Source organism: Hafnia alvei (genome assembly GCF_900095695.1).
GTDB lineage: Bacteria > Pseudomonadota > Gammaproteobacteria > Enterobacterales > Enterobacteriaceae > Hafnia > Hafnia alvei_B.
In genome coordinates, this window is record NZ_FMIQ01000006.1 from 206,419 (window position 1) to 226,940 (window position 20,522).

22 protein-coding genes are annotated in these 20,522 nt (G+C 50.3%); 15 read left to right on the forward strand and 7 right to left on the reverse strand.

The annotated features are described in order from the left end of the window. The 3 genes from BN1044_RS02465 to BN1044_RS02475 all read right to left on the reverse strand — a co-directional run bounded on the left by BN1044_RS02465 (position 1) and on the right by BN1044_RS02475 (position 1,142). Positions 1-273, reverse strand: a complete 273-nt coding sequence (locus tag BN1044_RS02465; protein ID WP_072307412.1) for a GNAT family N-acetyltransferase — start codon at positions 271-273, stop codon at positions 1-3. 10 nt (positions 274-283) lie between these two features. Continuing rightward, on the reverse strand, positions 284-514 hold the full coding sequence (locus BN1044_RS02470) for a (4Fe-4S)-binding protein (protein WP_072307413.1): 231 nt from the start codon (positions 512-514) through the stop codon (positions 284-286). Between the two features lie 208 nt (positions 515-722). Next, positions 723-1,142 carry a universal stress protein gene (locus BN1044_RS02475; RefSeq protein ID WP_046457814.1) on the reverse strand — a complete coding sequence of 140 codons (420 nt, stop codon included), beginning with the start codon at positions 1,140-1,142 and terminating at the stop codon, positions 723-725. 1,106 nt (positions 1,143-2,248) lie between these two features. Here BN1044_RS02475 and flhD point away from each other — a divergent pair. The 12 genes from flhD to cheZ all read left to right on the forward strand — a co-directional run bounded on the left by flhD (position 2,249) and on the right by cheZ (position 14,679). Continuing rightward, complete coding sequence (gene flhD, locus BN1044_RS02480; RefSeq protein ID WP_025801692.1) at positions 2,249-2,599, forward strand: flagellar transcriptional regulator FlhD; 351 nt, start codon at positions 2,249-2,251, stop codon at positions 2,597-2,599. A 2-nt stretch (positions 2,600-2,601) separates the two neighbouring features. Beyond that, positions 2,602-3,183, forward strand: coding sequence for a flagellar transcriptional regulator FlhC (gene flhC, locus BN1044_RS02485; protein ID WP_046457813.1), 582 nt, complete (start codon positions 2,602-2,604; stop codon positions 3,181-3,183). 183 nt (positions 3,184-3,366) lie between these two features. Next, positions 3,367-4,260 (forward strand): flagellar motor stator protein MotA, encoded by an 894-nt coding sequence (motA, locus tag BN1044_RS02490; RefSeq protein WP_040046931.1) that lies wholly within the window; start codon positions 3,367-3,369, stop codon positions 4,258-4,260. Next, on the forward strand, positions 4,257-5,246 hold the full coding sequence (motB, locus tag BN1044_RS02495) for a flagellar motor protein MotB (protein WP_072307414.1): 990 nt from the start codon (positions 4,257-4,259) through the stop codon (positions 5,244-5,246). The genes motA and motB overlap by 4 nt, the downstream gene beginning before the upstream one ends. A 9-nt stretch (positions 5,247-5,255) precedes the next feature. Beyond that, on the forward strand, positions 5,256-7,307 hold the full coding sequence (gene cheA, locus BN1044_RS02500) for a chemotaxis protein CheA (RefSeq protein WP_072307415.1): 2,052 nt from the start codon (positions 5,256-5,258) through the stop codon (positions 7,305-7,307). Positions 7,308-7,384: 77 nt separating this feature from the next. Continuing rightward, the gene (gene cheW, locus BN1044_RS02505) at positions 7,385-7,879 is read left to right on the forward strand and encodes a chemotaxis protein CheW (RefSeq protein ID WP_040046929.1); all 495 of its coding nucleotides are present in this window, start codon (positions 7,385-7,387) and stop codon (positions 7,877-7,879) included. A 179-nt stretch (positions 7,880-8,058) separates the two neighbouring features. Continuing rightward, a complete protein-coding gene (gene tsr / locus BN1044_RS02510) occupies positions 8,059-9,723 on the forward strand; it encodes a methyl-accepting chemotaxis protein (protein ID WP_072307416.1) in 1,665 nt (554 codons plus the stop codon). A gap of 254 nt (positions 9,724-9,977) precedes the next feature. Further along, on the forward strand, positions 9,978-11,609 hold the full coding sequence (locus tag BN1044_RS02515; RefSeq protein ID WP_072307417.1) for a methyl-accepting chemotaxis protein: 1,632 nt from the start codon (positions 9,978-9,980) through the stop codon (positions 11,607-11,609). Positions 11,610-11,676: 67 nt separating this feature from the next. Beyond that, entirely contained in the window at positions 11,677-12,552 is an 876-nt protein-coding gene (gene cheR / locus BN1044_RS02520; protein WP_072307418.1) for a protein-glutamate O-methyltransferase CheR, read from the forward strand. Beyond that, positions 12,549-13,601 carry a protein-glutamate methylesterase/protein-glutamine glutaminase gene (locus BN1044_RS02525; protein ID WP_025801701.1) on the forward strand — a complete coding sequence of 351 codons (1,053 nt, stop codon included), beginning with the start codon at positions 12,549-12,551 and terminating at the stop codon, positions 13,599-13,601. The genes cheR and BN1044_RS02525 overlap by 4 nt, the downstream gene beginning before the upstream one ends. A gap of 34 nt (positions 13,602-13,635) precedes the next feature. After that, the gene (gene cheY, locus BN1044_RS02530) at positions 13,636-14,025 is read left to right on the forward strand and encodes a chemotaxis response regulator CheY (protein ID WP_025801702.1); all 390 of its coding nucleotides are present in this window, start codon (positions 13,636-13,638) and stop codon (positions 14,023-14,025) included. 9 nt (positions 14,026-14,034) lie between these two features. Next, positions 14,035-14,679 carry a protein phosphatase CheZ gene (gene cheZ / locus BN1044_RS02535; protein WP_025801703.1) on the forward strand — a complete coding sequence of 215 codons (645 nt, stop codon included), beginning with the start codon at positions 14,035-14,037 and terminating at the stop codon, positions 14,677-14,679. A gap of 87 nt (positions 14,680-14,766) precedes the next feature. Here cheZ and BN1044_RS02540 read toward each other — a convergent pair whose 3' ends face one another. Next, positions 14,767-15,201 carry an Rrf2 family transcriptional regulator gene (locus BN1044_RS02540; RefSeq protein ID WP_025801704.1) on the reverse strand — a complete coding sequence of 145 codons (435 nt, stop codon included), beginning with the start codon at positions 15,199-15,201 and terminating at the stop codon, positions 14,767-14,769. A 523-nt stretch (positions 15,202-15,724) separates the two neighbouring features. On the opposite strand from BN1044_RS02540, the gene phoH reads away from it, so the two are divergent. Then, complete coding sequence (gene phoH, locus BN1044_RS02545) at positions 15,725-16,513, forward strand: phosphate starvation-inducible protein PhoH (RefSeq protein ID WP_025801705.1); 789 nt, start codon at positions 15,725-15,727, stop codon at positions 16,511-16,513. 153 nt (positions 16,514-16,666) lie between these two features. Continuing rightward, positions 16,667-17,509, forward strand: a complete 843-nt coding sequence (locus BN1044_RS02550; RefSeq protein WP_072307419.1) for a DMT family transporter — start codon at positions 16,667-16,669, stop codon at positions 17,507-17,509. Between the two features lie 62 nt (positions 17,510-17,571). Here BN1044_RS02550 and BN1044_RS02555 read toward each other — a convergent pair whose 3' ends face one another. The 3 genes from BN1044_RS02555 to chaA all read right to left on the reverse strand — a co-directional run bounded on the left by BN1044_RS02555 (position 17,572) and on the right by chaA (position 19,630). Further along, the gene (locus BN1044_RS02555) at positions 17,572-18,054 is read right to left on the reverse strand and encodes a GNAT family N-acetyltransferase (protein WP_072307420.1); all 483 of its coding nucleotides are present in this window, start codon (positions 18,052-18,054) and stop codon (positions 17,572-17,574) included. After that, the gene (locus BN1044_RS02560) at positions 18,045-18,329 is read right to left on the reverse strand and encodes a type II toxin-antitoxin system TacA family antitoxin (protein WP_046457807.1); all 285 of its coding nucleotides are present in this window, start codon (positions 18,327-18,329) and stop codon (positions 18,045-18,047) included. The genes BN1044_RS02555 and BN1044_RS02560 overlap by 10 nt, the downstream gene beginning before the upstream one ends. A 191-nt stretch (positions 18,330-18,520) precedes the next feature. After that, positions 18,521-19,630, reverse strand: a complete 1,110-nt coding sequence (gene chaA / locus BN1044_RS02565; protein ID WP_040046923.1) for a sodium-potassium/proton antiporter ChaA — start codon at positions 19,628-19,630, stop codon at positions 18,521-18,523. 290 nt (positions 19,631-19,920) lie between these two features. Between chaA and BN1044_RS02570 the strand changes: the two genes are divergently transcribed. Continuing rightward, on the forward strand, positions 19,921-20,493 hold the full coding sequence (locus tag BN1044_RS02570) for a DedA family protein (protein WP_072307421.1): 573 nt from the start codon (positions 19,921-19,923) through the stop codon (positions 20,491-20,493). The last annotated feature ends 29 nt before the right edge of the window (positions 20,494-20,522 follow it).

The window sequence follows — 20,522 nt, forward strand, 5'->3', positions numbered from 1 at the left end:
TCAGGCACGGATATCTTGATATTCTGGCGTGGTGTCAAATTCATGCTTGGCGAACGGGCATAGCGGAATAATTTTGCGATTTTCTTTACGCATTTTCTCAACCACTTTGGCGACTAACCGTTTACCAACGCCTTGACCCTTCAAACTTTCATCTACGTCTGTGTGATCGATAATAGCCAGATGTTCACCGGTTGGGACAAAAACCACCTCGGCGATCAGGTTACCTTGTGCATCATTCACATAAAAATTGTTAGTACCTTCAAGAATTTCCACCGTAAGCTCCCTATTTTTGACGATACTTCAGTGCGCCGCTGGGGCAGGTATTGATAACGCTAATCGCAGTTTTGGCATCGACGTTATCAGGAACAATCCAAGGCTGGCGGTTCAGTTTGAATAGGCTGCTATTTCCTCTTACACAGTTGCCAGAATGTTGGCAAATGCTGAGGTTAAAATAGACGTCAATTTCTTTGCCGTGATACAGGCGGTAACCCGCATCTTGTAGCTCTTGATCCATGGGTGTTCTCCTACGACATTGCAGTAAGCAGACTGAGCCGATCTGCATTTTTATTGTTTGTAGCCGGTATGGACTGTAGCCGGTATTGTTAGTAGCCAGTATTGTTAGTAGCCCGATCAAGATTAGCCAAAAATGCCCCTCACGGCATTAACGTCATCGCCTTGCTGATGGATAAGTATCCAAACGAGGCAGAAATTAGGAATCGCCCTTAAAGCGGGACGATTAAAACATCGGTGTGGGTTTTGTCGATAATGTGGGTTGCCGAGTTTAAAATGCGCTTTAGGAAGCCTTCACAGTGGTTACCACAAATCACCAAATCAACCGGGCTTTCACTACACGCATAAATCACGCCATCAGCTAATTCCCCATTGCAAACGATAGTGCGGCTAATGGGGTAGTCAGCCTGTGAACGCAGCTGCTCTAAAAACAGGTTGGCCTCTTCGTGAATAAGCTCTCGCAAAGAGCCCAGCATCGACCCAGCAAAACTAGAACAAAGGTCGGCCTCATTGCACAAGGTCAGTAGTGTAATTTCGCCCTGATAGGGGCGAACGATTGCGATAGCTTTTTCAACGAGTTTAATGCTGTCCGGTGCCTGTGCAACGGCAACGAGAACTCTCCTGTAGCTCATACCTGCCTCCATTCCCTATGACAATATAACCATGATAAAGAATAGACCACAGATAAGCTGTGGGGAAAATCACAACCAGTTTTACACCATGAGAAAAAAGCACTTATGTCTAATCAAATTCCTGCCGGATGTTATCGCGGATACGTAGGTCATAAAGCAGATGGGTTAATGTATTGATGAGCCAGCTATGTATTTCCACTAACTCTTTATGGGTATTCTGGTTGGATGATATTGCGGTAAAGCGTCAGGGATTTCGTATTTATAAATAAAAATAGATTACGTTATTACATATAAATATTGAGTCTATAGGTATTAAGAAGGGAACGGGGCGGCTTAATGAAACATAAATTTAAAGGTATTATGTTGGTTTTAGTCTGCAATGAAACCGATTACACCGTGACGTATTTCACATTATTTACGCTTATCCAACATTCAACAAAAGATAGTTTAAAATTATAAAATGTTGTTTCGTTTTAACATTAGAATTACTCGTAGAAACCTGTACTAGCAGCAACATAATTTACATGGGTTATTTATAGAAAACATACTTTCAACAAGGATGTAGGACTAAATATCTACAAAAGCTATATAAGTAGCGTTTTAAGCTTTTAATTTAAGATTTAAGGTTTTTTTACTCGAAATACCTGCTTTTTTTATGTGTTTTTTGTATGTGATGTGTTTGAGATTCAAGCGCTTAGCTCTCGTGTTAGGAAGTCGTAATCTTTGACGCATTAATGAACTATTAAATCATTCGTAATATTTATTTACTGATTTTATGTGATCCATGTCACGTTTTTCTTAAATTAACCTGAGGCGCTCGTTGTATATATCTCTTAAACGGGGGTAGAGTTGCCACGAATCAGGAATATTCTTATTTGATTGTAAAATTCCTAAGTATTGTAAGTCTGAAAAAATTGTACATCTAAGATACAACCTCCAAAGATATTACGGTTGAAATCTCCTCTTTTTAGGGGGGGGCCTTGATAGGGTCAGGCTTTCATTTGAGTAGATAGTTATCAGGCGCCATTACTTTTTCGCTCCGCGAGAGCGTGACAAGTAAATGGTGCGTTTCATTATGTTGGCGAACAAATTTTACAGGGGGAGTAATGAGTACCTCTGAAATACTCAAGCATATTTATGACATCAATTTGTCATATTTGTTATTAGCACAGCGTCTAATTCATGAAGAGAAGGCTTCAGCGATGTTTAGGCTGGGGATTAACAATGAAATGGCAGATTCTTTGGCTCTCTTAACCCTGCCGCAGATGGTTAAATTAGCTGAAACTAATCAGTTGGTTTGCCAGTTCCGTTTCAGCGACCACGAAACGATTCAAAAATTGACGCAAGAGTCACGCGTTGACGATCTCCAGCAGATCCATACTGGAATTATGCTTTCCAGCCATTTGCTGAAGCAGCTTTCGCCAACAGATGCCTGCCCCCCTCACAAAAGAGTCTGATAATGAGTGAAAAAAGCATTATTCAGGAAGCACGCGACATTCAGCTAGCGATGGAGCTTATCTCTCTGGGGGCACGCCTCCAGATGTTAGAAAGTGAAACGCAATTGAGCCGCGGCCGCCTTATTCGGCTCTACAAAGAGCTGCGAGGCAGTCCTCCGCCGAAAGGCATGTTACCGTTTTCAACCGATTGGTTTATGACGTGGGAACAGAACATTCATTCTTCGATGTTCTATAACGTCTATGCCTTCATGATTAACAGTAAATCATGCCGTGGCGTGGAGGCCGTGATACGAGCCTACAAACTCTATCTTGAACAATGCCCCGTCATGCCAGGTGAACAGCCTGTTTTGGCGTTGACACGCGCTTGGACATTGGTTCGCTTTGTGGATAGCGGGATGCTGGAGTCTTCTCCATGCTCTTGCTGCGGTGGCTCGTTTATTGCGCATGCACACCAACCGCTCAGCTCGTTTGTTTGCAGTTTGTGCCAACCACCGTCACGAGCAATAAAAAAACGTAAACTTTCTGACAATCTTGCCGATATGTTCCCACAATTGCTCAATGAGCAAGAGAAACGCGTGGTGTAACCTGATTGAGGCAATCAGTCTTATAGGTTGGCAATCGGTGGGGTAGCAAAAACGATATTGTTTGGCTAAACCACCGGTTAACTTCCTTTCGAGCCGTCATCTGACGACTTCTGAATTCTCCTTCTCCGTCCTCTTGGACAGCGCGTTACACCCAATTTCCATTCTAAGCATTAAGGAATTCGCGTGCTTATTCTATTGGGTTATGCCGTGGTAACTATCGCCGTGCTCGGCGGTTACATGATCGTTGGGGGGCATCTTGGTGCTCTGTATCAGCCCGCTGAGCTGCTCATCATTGCCGGTGCTGGTATTGGCGCATTTATCGTTGGCAACAACGGCAAAGCCATCAAAGCGACGCTACGCACGCTACCCAAACTGGGGCGTGGTGCTAAATACAACAAAGCACTGTACATGGAAGTCATGGGTTTGATGTATCTCTTACTGGCGAAAGCACGCCAGCAAGGCATGCTCACGCTCGAACGCGATATTGAAAACCCGCAGGAAAGTGAACTTTTCTCTAATTATCCCCGAATTCTTGCCGATAAGATCCTTATTGAGTTCATCACGGACTACATGAGATTGATGGTAAGCGGCAACATGAATGCTTTTGAAATTGAAGCACTGATGGACGAAGAGATTGAAACCTTCGAGAGCGAAGCAGAAGGTCCGGCAGATAGTCTGGCGATGGTCGGAGACTCGCTGCCGGCCTTTGGCATTGTGGCCGCGGTTATGGGGGTGGTTCATGCCTTAGCCTCAGCCGATCGTCCTGCCGCAGAGCTGGGCGCGCTGATTGCTCATGCCATGGTCGGTACGTTCTTAGGCATTCTGCTGGCGTATGGATTTGTCTCTCCGCTGGCCTCTCTGATGCGTCAAAACTGTGCCGAAACCGTCAAGATGATGCAGTGCGTGAAAACCACGTTGCTGTCTAGCCTGCATGGTTATGCGCCGCAAATTGCGGTCGAGTTTGGCCGTAAAACGTTGTACTCCACCGAGCGTCCATCGTTTATCGAGCTTGAAGAGCATGTACGTCAGGTGAAAGCGCCTGCGGTACAACAGTCGGCGGTGGAAGAGGAAGTATGAAAAATGGCAACCGCCCGATAATTCTGGTTAAAAAACGGAAGTCCTCCCATAAGGGGGGACATCACGGCGGCTCATGGAAAATCGCCTATGCCGATTTTATGACGGCAATGATGGCGTTCTTTTTGGTGATGTGGCTGCTGGCAATCGCCAGCCCGCAGGAACTGACTAAGATCGCGGAGTACTTTCGAACGCCGCTGGCTGTTGCATTAACTCACGGCGACCGCTCAAGCGCCAGCACTAGCCCAATCCCAGGCGGTGGTGACGACATGATGCAAAAAGAGGGCGAGGTCGCAAAATCTATGCCGGATCCCGCTACCAAAGCAGACAGCGAACGACTGAAGAAACTGCGTAAGCAAATCGATCAGCTCATCCTGACCGATCCAAGACTAAAAGCGTTACAGCCGCATTTGCTGATTAACATGATGGACGAAGGTTTACGTATTCAGATTATTGATAGCCAGAATCGCCCGATGTTTGAAAACGGCAGTGCCAAAGTTGAGCCCTATATGCGCGATATTTTGCAGGCTATTGCGCCGATCTTAAATGACGTGCCGAACAAAATTAGTTTGTCAGGGCATACCGATGATTTGCCGTATGCCAGCGGTGAACGCGGCTACAGCAACTGGGAACTGTCCGCCGATCGCGCCAACGCATCGCGTCGCGAGCTGATTGCCGGTGGACTTGCTGAAGGAAAAATTCTGCGCGTAGTCGGCATGGCCGACACCATGAGTTTGAAATCCCAATCGAGTGACGCGGCGATAAACCGTCGTATCAGTATTTTAGTGTTAAATAAAAACGCCCAGCACAACATTGAACATGAGAATTCAGAAAGTCAGGAAATGGATTTTTCTAATCCTGCGGCAATGAAGCAGTGGAGCGTAGGAGGCGCGGTAAACCTTGCGCCACAGGCATCACCGGTGCAAGCCAGTCCATTGGCACCGATGAATGACCATATTATTACAACAACACCGACCGAAAAGAGGTGACCTGTGAGCATGGATATTACTGCGTTTTATCAAACGTTTTTTGATGAAGCCGATGAACTGCTGGCAGATATGGAACAGCACCTGCTGGAGCTGGATCCTGAAGAGCCAGATATTGAACAACTCAACGCGATTTTCCGTGCCGCTCACTCCATCAAAGGAGGTGCAGGGACGTTTGGTTTCAACATGTTGCAAGAAACCACCCATTTGCTGGAAAACTTACTCGATGGTGCACGTCGTCATGAAATGCGACTGAGCACCGATATCATCAACCTGTTTCTGGAAACCAAAGATATTATGCAGGACCAGCTCGATGCCTATAAATCCACTCAGGATCCCGATCACGCCAGTTTTGAGTACATCTGTCAGGCATTAAGGCAACTGGCGTTAGAAGCTCAAGAAACCAACGAGCCCGAGGCCGCCGACGGCCAGCATCTCACCGTCGTCGCGCAAGAGAGTGGAACTACCGCAGGCAGCAATAACGAAACCAGCGAAATGGCAGTACCCGAAGGGTGCATTTCTCTTTCCCTGTGCGGGCTGAAGTCGCAAGAAGTGCCGCTGATGCTGGAAGAGCTTGGCAATTTAGGCACCATTCGCCAACACGCTGAAACCGAGCACGGGCTGGATACGATTCTGGAAACCACGGCCAGCGAAGATGATATTGCTGCCGTACTCTGTTTTGTGCTGGAACCTGAGCAAATTTCGTTTAATCACGGTGCGATGGCTCCGGCTGAAAATACGGCGACTGCTGCTCAGCCCGTGTCGCCAGCCCCAACCGCCGAAGCAAAACCGACCACCGCGCCAGAATTAAAACTGGTGCCTGAGCAGTCCGCTCCGCGTCAGACCGAAGCGCCAAAACGCCCAGCCAAAGCGGCAGAAAGCACCAGTATTCGTGTGGCCGTGGAGAAAGTCGATCAGCTGATTAACATGGTTGGTGAGCTGGTGATTACCCAGTCGATGCTCGCGCAGCGTTCAGACATGCTCGATCCGGTAGAGCACGGTGATTTACTTAACAGTCTCGGCCAGTTAGAACGCAACGCGCGTGACCTGCAAGAGTCGGTGATGTCGATTCGTATGATGCCGATGGAGTACGTATTCAGCCGCTTCCCACGGCAGGTACGCGATCTGGCCAGCAAGCTGAACAAGCAGGTAGAAATTACCCTGCTCGGAAGCTCAACCGAATTAGATAAGAGCCTGATCGAGCGCATTATCGATCCGTTAACCCATCTGGTCCGCAACAGCCTCGATCACGGCATCGAAACGCCAGAAGTTCGTGTCGCGGCGGGAAAAAGCGCGGTAGGAAATCTAACGCTGTCTGCGGAACATCAGGGCGGCAATATCTACATCGAAGTGCGTGATGACGGCGCTGGCTTGAACCGTGAACGTATTTTGGCGAAAGCGCGTTCTCAGGGAATGGCGGTGAGCGACAGCATGACCGATGACGAAGTCGGGTTGCTGATTTTTGCGCCGGGCTTCTCCACCGCAGAACAGGTCACCGACGTGTCTGGACGCGGCGTGGGTATGGACGTCGTGAAGCGAAATATTCAGGAGATGGGCGGCCACGTTGAAATTCAATCGCAGGGCGGAAAGGGCACCACGATCCGCATCGTGTTGCCGTTAACGCTGGCGATCCTCGACGGCATGTCGGTCAAAGTGAACAACGAAGTCTTCATCCTGCCATTAAATGCGGTGATGGAATCCCTTCAGCCTCGCGAAGAAGATCTCTATCCGTTAGCGGGCGGCGAGCGCGTGCTGCAAGTGCGCGGCGAATACTTACCGCTGGTTGAACTGTATAGCGTGTTTGAAGTGCAAGGGGCTAAAACCGATGCCATGCAGGGCATTGTGGTCATCTTGCAAAGTGCGGGCCGTCGCTATGCCTTGCTGGTCGATCAGCTCGTTGGGCAGCACCAAGTGGTGGTAAAAAATCTGGAAACCAACTATCGAAAAGTACCAGGGATTTCAGCCGCTACGATCCTCGGTGATGGCAGCGTGGCGTTGATTGTGGATGTTGCCGCGTTGCAAAACATTAACCGTGAAAAGCGCGTAGCGGTATCTGCGGCATAGCGTGAGCGTTTTATTTTAGCCAGTGGGTGATCGCTGGCTCTTATACCCAAGTAATTTGTGCATAAAGGTGAACTAACATGACAGGACTGGCTTCTGTAACCAAACTGGCGGGAGAAACTGTAGGGCAGGAGTTTCTGGTTTTCACTCTCGGCGATGAAGAATACGGCATCGATATATTAAAAGTACAAGAGATCCGTGGCTACGATCAGGTCACGCGTATTGCCAATACGCCTGCGTTTATCAAAGGCGTCACTAATCTACGCGGCGTCATTGTGCCGATCATCGATCTGCGCGTGAAGTTCTTACAGGAAAACGTGACCTACAACGACAATACCGTGGTGATCGTGCTCAACTTTAGCCAGCGCGTGGTTGGCATCGTGGTGGATGGCGTATCCGATGTGCTGTCGTTAACCACCGATCAGATCCGTCCGGCGCCTGAATTTGCCGTCACGCTATCGACCGAATATCTCACCGGCTTAGGGTCACTGGGCGAGCGTATGCTGATTCTGGTTGATATTGAAAAGCTGTTAAGCAGCGAAGAGATGGCGCTGGTGGAAAGTGTTACGGTGTAACTTTTATATTGCCCCATTGAAATGACCCCACCCCAACCCTCCCCTTGAGATGGGGGAGGCTGGGAGGGGGTCTCCGCAAATTCCGCAACAAAAACTCCGAATAAAAAATACTTTCCCCATAAAGTTTTTCTCAGCTACGCCGATATCCCTTCTATCCGACGTACCGAGAATGAGAAACCATGTTAAACCGTATAAAAGTTGTCACCAGTTTGCTGTTGGTGCTGGGGTTGTTTGGTATTTTGCAAATGACATCCGGAGGATTGTTCTTTAACGCCCTGAAAAACGACAAGGAAAACTTCACTGTTTTACAAACCATCCGGCAGCAACAGTCTACGCTGAACGGAAGTTGGGTAGCCTTGCTGCAAACACGAAACACGCTAAACCGTGCAGGCATTCGCTACATGATGGATGTTAACAAAACGGGCAGCGGTGCGACGGTCGATGATTTACTGCAAATTGCTAAAACTACGCTGCAACAGGCAGAGGGGCGCTGGGCTGAATATGAGGCACTGCCTATCGACCCGCGTCAAAGCCAAGATGCGACCGCTGAATTAAAACGTCACTACGATATTCTGCACGGTGCGCTATCTGAGCTTATTCAGCTGTTGTCTACCGGCAAAATCAATGAGTTCTTTGACCAACCGACTCAGGGTTACCAAGACGGATTTGAGAAAAGCTACGTGACCTATTTGACTCAAAACGATCGCCTGTATCAGGAAGCCGTTGATGATAACAACAGCTCTTACAGCATGGCGATGTGGATCTTAGTCGGCGTTCTTGCCTTGGTAGCCGCCGCAATTATTCTGGTTTGGTTTGGTATCCGCAGAACGCTGATCGTGCCGCTAAATCGCTTAATTGGCAGTATCAAGCATATCGCCAATGGCGATCTGGCCCGCAGTATTGATGTGAGCGGCACCAATGAAATGGGGCAGTTAGCCGCAAGCCTTAAGCACATGCAGGGTGAGTTGGTACGTACCGTGGGCAACGTTCGCCAAGGCGCTAACGCCATTTACAGCGGCGCGAGTGAAATCTCAGCCGGTAATAACGATCTCTCTTCACGTACCGAGCAGCAGGCCGCATCGCTGGAAGAAACCGCAGCCAGCATGGAACAGCTAACCGCAACGGTGAAACAAAACGCCGAAAATGCGCGTCAGGCCAGCCATCTTGCGCTAAGTGCTTCTGAAACCGCCCAGCGCGGCGGCAAGGTGGTGGCTAACGTGGTGCAGACCATGCATGAAATTGCTGGCAGCTCACAAAAAATCGCAGACATCACCAGCGTTATCGACGGCATTGCTTTCCAAACCAATATTCTGGCGCTGAATGCGGCGGTTGAAGCCGCGCGCGCCGGTGAACAGGGGCGCGGTTTTGCGGTGGTGGCGGGCGAAGTTAGAAATCTAGCCCAGCGCAGTGCTCAGGCCGCTAAAGAGATCAAAGGCCTGATTGAAGATTCCGTTAACCGTGTGGATATCGGCTCAACCTTAGTGGAAAGCGCCGGTGAAACCATGGGCGATATCGTCAGTGCGGTGACGCGCGTTACCGACATTATGGGCGAAATCGCCTCTGCGTCGGATGAGCAAAGCCGCGGGATCGATCAGGTCGGTCAGGCGGTGTCTGAAATGGACCGCGTTACCCAGCAAAACGCCGCGTTGGTTGAGGAATCTGCCTCTGCCGCCGCTGCCTTGGAAGAACAGGCCAGCATGCTAACGCAGGCGGTGTCCGTTTTCCGTATCCAACAAGAGTTCAAAGAAGACATCGGCGAAAGTCGCAGCGTCAAACCGGTTATTTCCACGCCTGCGCCACGTATCGCGGCAGCGGATACTGGAGACAATTGGGAAACGTTCTAAGTTTTCGCTATGACGATCTAACCAGCAACACGGTGGCGAAGATCACCGTCTGTGTGGCAGAGAAAGCGGCCTCACGGAAAAGCTGAAAGACATTTACCTGCTTTATGTTTTAAGCGAGCTGCACCTTGAAATTATGAGTATGTCTTCCTCGCATTGGCGCTGTCGCTGGCAACACGGCGCCAACTGCGTTGGAAATCATTAAACGTGACAGCGCCGGGTACCCTACAAACGAACCGGCCCAAAAGGAAAGCATCGTGTTTAACCGAATCCGAGTATCAACCAGTCTATTCGTGCTGCTGATGGTGTTTTGTCTGCTGCAATTAGGATCTACCGGCTTGTCATTTATGTCGATTCGTTCCGATAACAACAACTTTTCTAACGTTCAGATCGTTAACGATCAGCGAGAAGCGCTGAATCAGTCATGGGTTGCCTTGCTGCAGGCGCGTAACACGCTTAACCGCGCTGGCACTAGGGCTGCGTTGAAAGTCCCGCAGGAAAAAGTGAATGAACTAATGGCCGGTACTCGCTCATCACTGCAAAAAGCGGATCTTTATTTTAATCAGTTCTTAGCCATACCACGCGTGACCAAAGAAGGTATTGAGCTGACGGAAACCACCAAAGTGAGCTACGAGAATCTGCGTACTACGCTACGCGAGCTCATTGCGTTATTAGAGAAAGGCGATCTGCAAGGCTTTATGGATCAGCCCACGCAGAAAGTCCAAGACCTGTTTGAAGTCCAGACACAGGCCTATGCCCAGCACGTAGATGATGTGCTGACAAAATCGGCAACGGAAAATAAAAACTCGTACACCCTCTCAATGCTGATGGTGGTGGGTGCCGTGGCAATGCTGATTGTTGTGATTTTAGGCTCGCTGTATTGGCTACGCAAAATGCTGATTTCGCCGCTGAATACCATGCGCGCGCATTTTGATCGCATTGCCGCAGGCGATCTTTCAGCCGAAATTCACGTATTTGGCCGTAATGAACTGAGCCAGCTGTTTGGCAGCCTGCAAAAAATGCAGCAGTCGCTGGTGAAAACGGTATTAACCGTCCGCCAAGGATCTGACGCGATTTATAGCGGTCTGCAAGAGATTGCCTCGGGTAACAACGATCTCTCTTCGCGCACCGAACAGCAGGCCGCTTCGCTGGAAGAAACTGCCGCCAGCATGGAGCAGCTCACCGCAACGGTGAAACAGAACGCCGATAACGCACGTCAGGCGGCACGCTTGGCCAAAGAAGCCTCGGGAACGGCCACCACCGGCGGTGAAATCGTCGGCAATGTGGTGCGTACCATGCACGAGATTGCCACCAGTTCGCAGAAAATTGGCGATATTACCAGCGTGATCGACGGCATTGCTTTCCAAACCAACATTCTGGCGCTGAATGCGGCGGTTGAGGCGGCGCGTGCCGGTGAACAAGGTCGCGGTTTTGCCGTGGTCGCCGGAGAGGTGCGCAACCTGGCGCAGCGTAGCGCGCAGGCGGCAAAAGAAATTAAAGGGCTGATTGATGACTCGGTCAGCCGTGTGAAGCAGGGATCGGTACTGGTTGAAAACGCCGGTAGCACCATGGATGAGGTCGTGCGTTCGGTAGCTCGCGTCACCGACATTATGGGGGAAATCTCCTCTGCTTCCGATGAACAGAGCCGAGGCATAGAACAAGTTGCCTTGGCGGTAACGCAAATGGATCAGGTGACGCAGCAGAACGCGGCACTGGTCGAAGAGGCTGCATCAGCGACGCAGGCGGTGGAAGAGCAAGCCAATGCTCTGACCCGCTCTGTTGCCGCGTTCCATCTGGTATCAGCACCCGCTGCCCGAGCTGTCGATAATCCTATTGCCAGCTCAGAGCAGTCGCTGCCCAAGGACAAAGATGTATGGCAACCGATTTAGCATCGGCTAAAAGGTAGTTAATCGCGGGCGGAGGTTCTCTGCTCGCGTATTGTAAATTGGGTGAGTGATGGCGAATTTATTTACACAGTCAGGAAACGATGATGCTCAGGTACCTGCATTAATGATGCAGAGAGTGCCTCTGGCAGACGCCCATTTTCGTCGCATCAGCCAACTTATTTACCAACACGCAGGGATTGTGTTGGCCGACCATAAGCGGGAGATGGTTTATAACCGACTCGTGCGGCGTTTACGCGCGCTGAATCTGAATGATTTTGGCGCGTATCTGGCGTTATTAGAAAGCAGCCAGAGCCACGGAGAGTGGCAAACGTTTATTAATTCATTAACCACGAATTTAACCGCCTTTTTTCGTGAAGCGCACCACTTCCCCATTTTGGCGGAGCATGCGCGTAAGCGACCACACAACTACTGCGTGTGGAGTACGGCGGCTTCTTCGGGAGAAGAGCCTTATTCGATCGCGATGACCCTAGCGGAAGCCTTAGGCACGACGCCTGTGGGGCCGCAGGTCTGGGCGAGCGACATCGATACACAGGTGTTAGAGAAAGCGGTGCGCGGCGTTTATCGACAGGAAGAAACCAAGCATCTCACGCCTTCACAGCTACAACGCTTTTTTCTGCGTGGCACCGGGCCGCAGGAGGGCTTTGTCCGTGTCAGGCCAGAGCTTGCCCAGCGGGTACACTTTCAAATGCTGAATTTGCTGGCTCCGCAGTGGGATTTACCGGGGCCGTTTGACGCCATATTTTGTCGCAACGTAATGATTTATTTCGACAAAGAGACTCAGACGCGCATCCTCAATCGCTTTATCAAACTATTGAAACCCGGCGGATTGTTGTTTGCGGGGCATTCGGAAAACTTTAGCCATATCAGCCAAGAGTTTTATTTGCGCGGACAAACCGTGTATGGGCTGTCCAAGGAGAGTCGATGAGTAAAATTCGGGTGTTGTGCGTTGATGATTCAGCGCTGATGCGTCAATTGATGACCGAGATTATTAATAGCCATCCTGATATGGAAATGGTGGCGGTGGCGCAAGATCCGCTGGTGGCACGCGATCTGATCAAAAAATTTAATCCGCAGGTGCTCACGCTAGACGTTGAGATGCCGCGCATGGACGGCATCGATTTTCTTGAAAAGCTGATGCGTTTGCGCCCGATGCCGGTGGTGATGGTGTCGTCGTTAACGGGTAAGGGCTCAGAGATTACGCTTAGGGCGCTTGAGCTTGGCGCGGTGGATTTCGTGACCAAACCTCAGCTTGGGATCCGTGAAGGCATGTTGGCCTACAGCGAAATGATTGCCGATAAAGTGCGTGCGGCGGCGAAAGCGCGTTTGCCCGCACGCGGCACGATGCCGGTGAAGCCGGTGACGCTCAGCCATACCCCGTTGCTCAGCAGTGAAAAACTGATTGCAATTGGCGCATCAACGGGCGGAACGGAAGCGATTCGTCATGTGCTACAGCCGCTGCCTTCATCAAGTCCGGCGCTGTTAATTACCCAGCATATGCCGCCGGGGTTTACGCGTTCGTTTGCCGAACGGCTGAACAAACTATGCCAGATCACCGTAAAGGAAGCCGAAGAGGGCGAGCGCGTGTTGCCGGGGCATGCCTATATTGCGCCGGGGGATATGCACCTTGAGCTGGCGCGCAGCGGCGCTAACTATATTGTGCGCCTGCATCAGGGCCCGGCGGTTAACCGTCATCGGCCTTCGGTTGATGTGCTGTTTGACTCAGTGGCGCGCTATGCAGGACGCAACGCGGTGGGCGTGATTTTAACCGGCATGGGCAACGATGGCGCTGCGGGTATGCTCAAAATGCATCAGGCAGGGGCCTATACCATCGCGCAAAATGAAGCCAGCTGCGTGGTGTTTGGCATGCCAAGAGAGGCCATTTTAACGGGCGGCGTCGATGAAGTGGTCGATCTGCAACAAGTCAGTCAGCGAATGCTGACGCAAATTAGTGCCGGACAGGCGCTGCGTATTTAACGTTCCCTAATGGGGGGACTTTTGAGGAGTCAGTATGGCGGATAAGAATCTGCGTTTTTTGGTTGTCGATGATTTTGCCACAATGCGCCGCATCGTAAGAAACCTGCTTAAAGAGCTGGGTTTTAACAATGTAGAAGAAGCGGAAGATGGCGCGGACGCGTTAACCAAGCTGCGTACAGGGGCATTTGATTTTGTGGTTTCCGATTGGAATATGCCCAACATGGATGGTCTGCAGCTGCTACAGGCGATTCGTGCCGACGGCAGTCTGGGAACATTGCCGGTATTGATGGTGACCGCGGAAGCGAAGAAAGAAAACATTATTGCAGCAGCGCAGGCAGGTGCCAGCGGCTACGTCGTTAAACCGTTTACGGCAGCAACGCTAGAAGAAAAGCTGAATAAGATTTTTGAAAAGTTGGGGATCTAAGGAGTCACAATGAACGAACATCCTATGCCAGCAACTGATGCGGCGACGGCCAACGATATTATTGCTCGAATTGGGCAATTAACTCGCATGTTACGCGACAGCCTAAAAGAACTTGGGCTGGATCAGGCCATTGCTCAGGCGGCAGAAGCGATTCCAGACGCCCGCGATCGTTTAGATTATGTGGTGCAGATGACGGCTCAGGCCGCAGAGCGTGCTTTAAACTGCGTTGAAGCGGCTCAGCCACGTCAAACGACGTTAGAAAAAGGGGCGACAGATTTAAAAGTGCGTTGGGATGAGTGGTTTGAAAATCCTATCGAGCTTTCTGATGCGCGCGTTTTGGTTTCTGACACCCGCAGCTATTTGGCTGCGGTGCCAGAACACACGGCGTTCACGCATGCTCAGCTGCTTGAAATTATGATGGCACAGGATTTCCAAGATCTAACGGGTCAGGTTATCAAGCGCATGATGGGCGTGGTGCAAGAAATCGAGAAAGAGCTGCTGGCGGTGTTGGTCGAAAACATTCCAGACGTGACGGCAAAACCAAAACGTGACAACGATGGTTTGCTCAATGGTCCTCAGATGAATCAAAACGGCCCAGGCATTGTGGCGAATCAGGAGCAGGTGGATGATTTGCTGGGAAGTTTAGGCTTCTAATCACCTAAGGCTGGCATAGCACGAATGTGTTTGTGACGCTCTGACGGTTTTTATCAAGGCGGGAAACGTTTTCCGCCTTGATGCTTTTTACTCTGCGGGAATGCCCAGAATTGCAATAATCTCGCCGCGATTGCTGACCAGATCGGCAAGCGTGAAGTCTTCCATTGCGGTTAAAAATGCTTCCATACCCACTTTTAGTGCAGCCTGTAACTTGCAGATTTTTATCAATTTGCAGCCGGGTGAATTGCAGTCAATGCCGCTGAGATTGCTCTCTAACGCACGGATCACCTGTCCGATATTAATCTCCGCCGCAGGCTTGCCCAGCTCGATGCCGCCGCCTTTGCCGCGTACCGCATGGATATAACCCAAGCCCACTAACTGCGCCACCACTTTGACCATATGATTACGCGAAATATCGTAATGGGTCGCAATTTCGCCCACGCTGGTGCGCTGACCATAGGGCATTGAGGCCAGATACATCAGAGCGCGTAAGCCAAAATCGGTGTAGGTGGTTAATTTCATGAAGCCGCGTGAAAGAAAGAATATTAACCATGTTTATAACATAATTATGGCGCTTTTGGCTGGCTGTCAGTGAATTAATAGCAAAGTTAAAACTTTATTAACAATAAGTGGCGAAAGTATTAACATTGTCATTATACTGTCATTATCAAGCAGTACATTTTCATGAGGCGACGGAAGTATTCACATCAACGCAGGTTATTGCACCAGCAGGTTTGTGAGGAGCGCGGATGAAACAGTCCTTACCTGGGCTAGCACGATGTCAAATCAGCACCATTCAACAGGTTGTCTCTGACAGCCAAAAAGTCGACGCAGCAAAATGGGCGTCACGGCTTTCTTCCCCGAAAAATTTATCCATACCTCTATTTTCACTCTATTGGCTACGACTGCGCGCCGCAGGGATTGGCTTCGCGCGCGGGTTCGTATTAAGCACGTCTCTATCCTATGAGGAGGTTCTCAGATAAGCGAGTGACAGTTCGTTCATGAAACGTGGAATGACGATTGAAACCAACTGTAAGGTGCCAAAATGGGAAAACAGAAAGCTGTTATCAGAGCGCGTCGTGAGGCTAAACGTGTGGTTAAACGTGATGGTCGTAGTCAACGTCAGCGCGAGGAAGATCAGGCTGCCTCTCTAGTTCAGATGGGCGGTATTGAAACCATTGGCATGGCGCGGGAAAAACGTGATAACGCGCCAGTCACGGCCAGAACGGAAGCGCAGGTCGCTTATCTGTCTGCAATTGAATCCAAACAGTTAATCTTCGCAACAGGCGAAGCAGGCTGCGGTAAAACCTTCATCAGCGCAGCGAAAGCGGCCGAAGCTCTGATCCATAAAGAGGTCGATCGTATTATCGTTACGCGCCCTGTGCTACAGGCCGATGAAGATCTTGGTTTCTTACCCGGTGATGTTTCTGAGAAATTTGCACCGTATTTCCGCCCGGTCTATGACGTTCTGGTTCGACGTTTAGGGGCTTCATTCCTGCAATACTGCTTACGTCCTGAAATCGGCAAGGTGGAAATTGCACCTTTCGCTTATATGCGTGGTCGCACCTTTGAAAACGCCTTTGTGATCCTAGACGAGGCGCAAAACGTCACGGCTAGCCAAATGAAAATGTTCCTGACCCGTTTGGGGGAAAACGTCACCGTGGTGGTTAACGGCGACATTACCCAATGTGATTTGCCTCGCGGAGTGAAATCCGGCCTCGAAGATGCGCTGCAACGCTTCACCGAGGATGGGATGGTCAGTATTATCCGCTTCGACAGCCAAGACTGCGTTCGCTCGGCGCTTTGCCAGCGCACCTTAAACGCCTACCAATAAGCTTTTCCTCATCCAATTTTGCTCTCAGGGCCACCTTCGGGTGGCCTTGCTTATTTAAACGCCTACACATAACACTTCTATGACGTATTTATGACAATCCAGCGTGGAGACTTTATGCTGTTGGTATCTCGATTAATTTAGTGAGAAGTTGGTATGACGACCACGGTTTTTCTGGCGGTGCTGTGTGCCGCATTGCTGCATGCGAGCTGGAATACCCTTGTTAAAATCGGTGAGGAACGCTTTGTTGGCGTGGCGCTGATTGCGGTTTTCTCCGGCGCGGTTTCGCTGTGTGGCTTAGCGTGGGTCGGTTTACCTAGCCTCTCATCGCTGCCGTGGTTGCTACTCTCTTTGGTGTTGCATACCGGCTACTGCCTGTTTCTCAGCCGTGCTTATGGACAAGGGGATCTCGGCCAAATTTATCCGCTGGCACGCGGCAGTGCGCCGCTGCTGGCGATGATGCTCAGCGCGCTGTTTTTGCGTGAATATCCGCCTCTGCTAGGCGTTATCGGTGCGCTGGTATTGGTTTCAGGCGTGCTGTTAATGGCGCTACGCGGCGGCGGGCGCAGCAAGCTGAATGGTAAAGCCGTACGCTATGCCCTCATCACCGCCATGTTTACCGCCGGATATACGCTTTCAGATGGAGCAGGAGCCCGCGCCGCCGAAGCTCCGCTGACCTACACGCTGTGGCTGTTTACGCTCAACGGGATCATTATGCTACCGCTGTTATGGCTGCATCAGCGAGGAAAAACCTGGGGGCAGATTAAGCGCAACTGGCGGGTGGGGTTAGCGGGTGGAACGATGTCGCTGCTGGCCTATGGCATTGTGATTTGGGCATTGACGCAGGCGCCGATTGGCGTTGTGGCCGCGCTGCGTGAAAGTAGCGTGTTATTCGCCATGATATTTTCGGTGTGGTTACTGAAAGAACCGCTGGGGAAAGCAAGGATCGCCGCCAGCTTGGTGATTGTGACGGGGGTTATGCTGTCGCGGTTGGGGTGAGGGTGAGGGTGCAAGATATTATACCGTGCACCATGAGGTAAAGGTCCCCAATAACACGGTGTTTAAATTTTGTAGAACAGCGTGTTTGGCGCAATGGGAGACTGAACAAAACCAAAGTATTCATAGAACGCCTGCGCTTGCTCATTGATGGCATGGACCATAATGGCCTTAATTCCTACCTGATCGGCCAGATTAGAAACACGTATCACCGCATCATTAAGTAACCATTTCCCAAAATGATGACCCTGAGTAGACACGTCAACGGCGAGGCGGCCCAGCAGTATAACAGGGATAGGATTTGGCATATTCTGGCGTAAGCCACGTCCCAAGTCGGCATGGCTTACGGACCCGGTCGCAAGAGAGTAATAGCCAACGGCGCGATTGGTACATTCGAGGCAAATAACAAAGGTGCGGGAGGCATTAAGGTACTGATTTTTCATCGCGCGGCGGCGAAGCCAATCATTGAGCACATCATTTCCACTGTTGAAAGATTGCAGTTCGTGCTCTTCGGTCAGTAGCTCAGGAGACGTGATATTTATTCCCATTCAGGTTTCACATCCATCAAGCGTTGGCGGCCTTCAACATTTTGAACCGGTGCTTCTAGCTGTTCAATGAACGCCTGATAACGGGCATCGTCCAAGACAAATACACGTTGATCGAGAATGATATTTTGGGCTTCATGTACGGCTTTCTCAATGATGAAATCAGTCCGATTTTTATTCACTAGGCTGGCAGCGTAGTCTATAACGGCTCTCTCTTCTTCGCTGGCGCGAACGTTAATTTGCTTATTACGTGTAGATTTACGGGGAGTTGTTTGCATAGAAACCTCCGATTGGTAACAAATTGCTATACGTAAATAATAGCAGGGCGGATAACAGATTGCTATGCTGGTGTGCAATGAGGATTGCTCTAGAGGCGGTGCTTGTGCTGATAGCGTGCTTTGCTTTGTGAAAAAGCAAAGCGGAGGAATAAGTTCCTCCGCTTCACGCGCTGATAGATATTTCAGGAAGACTACAAGAAGATCGTCATCAGGTAAGCCGCAAACAGCGCCAAGTGAGCGGCGCCGTTCAGAACGTTAGTACGCCCGGTGCTAAATGAAACCTGACACAGCATCAATGCGGCGACCATCACCACCACCTGTGGGGCATCCAGCGCAAAGATCAGCGGCTGGCCGGTTAGCGTTGCAATAATCGTGACCGCAGGCACCGTCAGCGAGATGGTGGCTAGCACAGAACCGAAGAACAGGTTCATGGCGCGCTGCACCTGATTGGCCAATACGGCTTTCAATGCCCCCAATCCTTCCGGCGACAAAATCAGCAGTGCCACCAAGAAACCGGTGAACTGCTGTGGCGCATTTAGCGTGCTCAGCAGGCTTTCAAGCGGATTGGCATTGAACTTAGTGACCGCAATAACGGCAATCAAATGCACCACTAACCAACCGGCGTGCCAGGCGCTGCTGTGAGCCGAAGGTTTACCATGGTGCGGGTCAGTCGGATCGTCGCCGTCATCTTCATGCTCGTAAACAAACAGGCTCTGGTGGGTTTTGGTTTGGATCAGCAAGAACACGCCGTACATCGCGGCGGAAATGGCGGCCACCATAAGCGCTTGACCCGTGGTGAAGTTTCCACCGGGAAAGGTCATTGGCAATACTAAAACGATGATCGCCAGTGGGATCAGCGTAATTAAATACTGTTTGATACCGGCCAGATTGACAAACTGAGTGGCAAATTTACGCCCACCGAGCAGCAATGAAAAACCAACCAAACCACCGGTAACAATCATCACGATGGAATAGAGCGTATCGCGCATCAGCGCCGGAGCGGCATCGCCGGTGGCCATCAACGCCGAGATCAGGCTGACTTCAAGAATAACCACGGAAAGGCTCAGAATTAATGAGCCGTAGGGTTCACCTAAACGGTGTGCCAGCACGTCAGCATGACGCACCACGCTAAACGCGCTGCTCAATATAGCGATCAGCGCGAGGATATTGATGCCGGCAACGGCGGGTAAACTCTGAGTATTGCCCCACAGAGTCAGGACAACTAAGGCGATAACAGGTAGAGCTAATGAGTACTCGCTATGCCGTGTTTTCACGCGGCATGCTTCAGTTTCTGACTTCATTATGATTATTCTCCGTGTAACGATGCGCAGGCGGTCAATCGCAAAATCCAATCAATACTTCGATAAAACTATATATAGCCTATCAAAAAAATGTGTTTTATCGATTAGTTTTTACCTAGCTTTACTTATTTTATGAATTTTTATCACGGTCTGCTCAATTAAATCATGCTAGTTGGCGATACGTTTAACCGCGCGGGAAATGCTGAGAATACATTCATTAGTTTTCTGAAACCAAAGGGAATGACTTTTTTGCGGTATCATTAAGGGATATTAGTGAGAGGAAAGCAAATATGACGGATGCAGGCCAGTGGATTTCAGATTACGGCTATGTTGCGGTGGTGATTGGCAGCATTATTGAGGGCGAAACCATCGCTTTTCTGGCAGGCGCAGCGGCTCACAAGCATCTACTGTCCTATCCTTTGGTTTTGTTGATGACTTTCTTGGGCGCGACGGCGGGGGATTTCACGCTGTATCTGGTGGGGCGGCGGTTTGGTCGTCAGATCTTGGCGCGTTTTAAGCGACAGCAGAAAAAAATCCAACGTTTCCAACAGCGAGTGCGTGAGCATGAAACGCTGCTGATTTTAGGGATGCGTTTTGCCTATGGTTTTCGCACCATTGGACCCATCATCATCGGCTCGTCGGGCGTTAAGCTGCGCAAGTTTGTGCTGCTGAATGTTATCGGTGCGGCGATTTGGGCATTTATTATCGTCACGCTTGGCTATGCCGCCAGCGAGGTGCTGTTCCGTTTGTTCGCCCACGAGCATCAACGGCGCATTGCTTTTGTGGTGCTGATGGTCGCGTTGCTGGTGGGATTAATCGGCGTGAAGTGGTATCGCTCAAAACAGCCTGACAGCGATGCGTAACAAACGATGCATAGAATACAAAGGGCAGA